The organism is Micromonospora sp. M51 (assembly GCF_018070305.1).
In the GTDB taxonomy this organism is placed as follows: domain Bacteria; phylum Actinomycetota; class Actinomycetes; order Mycobacteriales; family Micromonosporaceae; genus Micromonospora; species Micromonospora parva.
The window spans coordinates 1-2845 of sequence record NZ_JAGPXZ010000756.1 but is presented as its reverse complement, the minus strand read 5'-3'; the positions used below and the strand labels follow the sequence as shown (position 1 = coordinate 2845).

General features: G+C 74.4%; 3 protein-coding genes. 2 read left to right on the top strand and 1 reads right to left on the bottom strand.

Annotated features, from left to right (window positions below; all coding sequences use genetic code 11):
- Window positions 1-117: 117 nt before the first annotated feature.
- Window positions 118-1128: a carboxypeptidase-like regulatory domain-containing protein gene (locus KBX53_RS28230; protein ID WP_210862593.1), complete on the bottom strand. Its 1011-nt coding sequence runs from the start codon at window positions 1126-1128 to the stop codon at window positions 118-120.
- A gap of 238 nt (window positions 1129-1366) precedes the next feature.
- On the opposite strand from KBX53_RS28230, the gene KBX53_RS28225 reads away from it, so the two are divergent.
- Both KBX53_RS28225 and KBX53_RS28220 read left to right on the top strand, forming a co-directional pair.
- Window positions 1367-2317: an SRPBCC family protein gene (locus KBX53_RS28225; RefSeq protein WP_051708526.1), complete on the top strand. Its 951-nt coding sequence runs from the start codon at window positions 1367-1369 to the stop codon at window positions 2315-2317.
- Window positions 2318-2344: 27 nt separating this feature from the next.
- A partial coding sequence (locus KBX53_RS28220; RefSeq protein ID WP_210862591.1) for an alcohol dehydrogenase catalytic domain-containing protein occupies window positions 2345-2845 on the top strand: 501 nt, incomplete at its 3' end.

Genomic DNA, 2845 nt, shown 5'->3' with positions numbered 1-2845 from the left:
GAAACAGCCGGCGTAGAGCTCGGAGATCAGATCGCCGTCGGACACCGCCACCCCCCTTCTTCACCACTCCCACCAACGGGCCGGGGAGAAGGTTCCGGTGGCTGGACAGAATCCCTGTCAGCCGAGGTTGAAGTCCACCACGAGCGGGGTCCGCCCGACCCGCACGGCGGTAGCGGCGTCGAAGCCGGCGGCGTCGCGATGCCACACCGGCGGGGCGTACGCGCAGTCGCAGCGCAGCTTCACCCGCTGCCCGGGGAGCAGGCGCAGGTCGTAACCGCTGCCCACGTCCGCCACGCCGGCCACGTCCCCGGTGGCCGCGTCGAACGCGATCACCTGGGCGTAGGTGAGCAGTTCGTCGACCCGTACCGCCCCACCGAGCGGTGTCCCGGCGGGCAGCGCCTGATTCAGGGTCGCCGTCTGCTGGGCGCGCACCCGCACCGGCCGTGCCTGCTGCCGGCTGCCCACCCCGCCGGACCAGACGGTCGCCAGGCCGGCGGCGGCGAACTGGACCGGCCAGTGGTACGGGCCGAGACCGGTGATCGTGTAGCGGCCGTCGTCGTCGGTGGTCGGGCCGTGGTCGCCGTACTTCGGATCCGGCACGTACGGCACGACCATGACCCGGGCGCGGGGGACCGGCGCGCCCGTCGCCGCGTCGGTCACCACCCCGACGACGGTGCCGGGCGGGTCGAGTCGGACGTCCGGCACGGCGGTCACCGCGCCGGGGGGCCCCCGGACCACCCGGGCCCCCGCGCGCGCACCGGTGCCGCCGTGCCGGCCGACCCACTGCCAGCCGTGCGTCGTCGTGTCGTAGGGGCGCACCAGCAGCCGGTACCGCCCCGGGGCGACATCGCCGGTCACCAGGACACCCTGCTCGTCGGCGCAGCCCCCGTACCGCCCGAGCTGATCCTCGCCGAGGGTGACCGCCGCCAACGCCGCGGCGTCCACCGGGACGAGCGCGGCGCAGGCCCGGGGGACCGGCGCGCCGCTCGCCGCGTCGCGCACCACCGTCCGGACGCCGCCGGGCGCGGACGACCCGGGGGGAGCCGCGGCGGCCGGCGCGGCGGCCTCCACGACGAGCAGGGCGACGGCGGCGGTGGCGGTCAGCTGGCGCAGGAGTGCGCGGCTCATGGGGTGTCCTTCCGACGGCGCGACGGGTGGGCCGACGGTAACCGCTGACAGTGATCTATTTCGGTCAATGTCGCCATGTCGACCGTCGCCGGTCGGGTAACCGGCCACGCCCGCCCGGATCGGACGTTCTCCCCCGAACCCGGCGCGGACGGCACCGGTACGACATAGCGTCACGGGGGCGGGACCACCGCCGCCCCCGGCAGCGGACCGGCGGCGACGCCACCTGAGAGGACCGGACATGAGTCGTGTCGACACTGTGCTCCTGCCCGAGCTGGACGGGCCGGTGCCGGCGACGTTGCCGCGCGCGCTCGGCCTGCTGAGCCTGGCCCTGGGCGTGGGCGCCCTGGCCGCGCCCGGTCCTGTCGCGCGGATGACGGGCGTGGACGACAGCCCGGCCGCCCGGTCCGTGCTCCCCGCCATCGGCCTGCGGGAGTTGGGCAGCGCCGCCGGCCTGCTCAGCGGCCGCCGCCCGGCCGGCTGGGCCTGGAGTCGGGTGGCCGGCGACGCGATGGACCTCGCAGTGCTCGGGCGGGCCCTGGCCGACCGTGCTGGTGACCGCCGCCGCCGGGTCGCGCTGACCACCCTCGCCATCGCCGGCATCACCGCCGTGGACGTGCTCGCCGCCGTCCGCACCGGCCGGGCCCGACGGGCCCGCGCCCGGGTGATCCAGATGGAGATCGCGGTGACGGTGAACCGGTCGCCCGCCGAGGCGTACCGGTTCTGGCGGGACATGGAGAACCTGCCCCGGTTCATGGCCCACCTGGAATCCGTCCGCGCCGACGACCTGCGCCGCTCGCACTGGATCGCCAGGGGACCGGCCGGGCACCGCGTCGAGTGGGACGCCGAGATCATCGACGACCAGCCGAACAAGTCGATCACCTGGCGGTCGCTGCCGGGAAGCCGGGTGCCCAACGCCGGCCGGGTCCGGTTCGTGCCCGCCCCGGGTGACCGGGGCACCGAGGTGCGGGTGGAGTTGCGCTACGCGCCGCCAGCAGGGGCGCTGGGTCGAGCGGTGGCGAAGCTCTTCGGCGAGGAACCCGAGCAGCAGGTCCGTGACGACCTGCGCCGGTTCAAGCAGGTGCTGGAGACCGGCGAGGTCGTCCGCTCCGAGGGCAGCCCCAACGGCATCTCCGTCCGCCAACAGGCCATGCAGCGTCCCGCCCAGCCGCTGCCGCCGTCGCGTCGCTGACCGTCCACGCTCCGAAAGGGACCGATAATGAAGGCCACCGCCTGGATGGGCGCCGACAGCGTCAAGGTCATCGACGTACCCGACCCGAAGATCATGAACGCCCGGGACGCGATCGTGCGGATCAGCACCACCGCGATCTGCGGCTCCGACCTGCACCTCTACCACGGCTACATTCCCGCGATGCGCAAGGGCGACATCCTCGGCCACGAGTTCATGGGCGAGGTGGTGGAGGTGGGCCCGCAGGTCCGCAACCTCGCCCCCGGCGACCGGGTGGTGGTGCCCTTCCCGATCGCCTGCGGGCACTGCGCCTCCTGCCAGCGCGGCCTCTACTCGGTCTGCGAGAACTCCAACCCGAACGCCGGCATCGCCGAGAAGATCATGGGGCACTCGCCGGCCGGCATCTTCGGCTACTCGCACCTGCTCGGCGGGTACGCGGGCGGCCAGGCCGAGTACGCCCGGGTGCCGTTCGCCGACGTCGGCCCGATCAAGGTGCCCGACGAGATCAGCGACGACCAGGCGGTCATGCTC

What these genes read in the sequence shown, in the direction of transcription:
- KBX53_RS28225 (WP_051708526.1), top strand. Translation starts at nt 1,367, where the DNA reads ATGAGTCGTGTCGACACTGTGCTCCTGCCCGAGCTGGACGGGCCGGTG.
- KBX53_RS28230 (WP_210862593.1), bottom strand. Translation starts at nt 1,128, where the DNA reads ATGAGCCGCGCACTCCTGCGCCAGCTGACCGCCACCGCCGCCGTCGCC.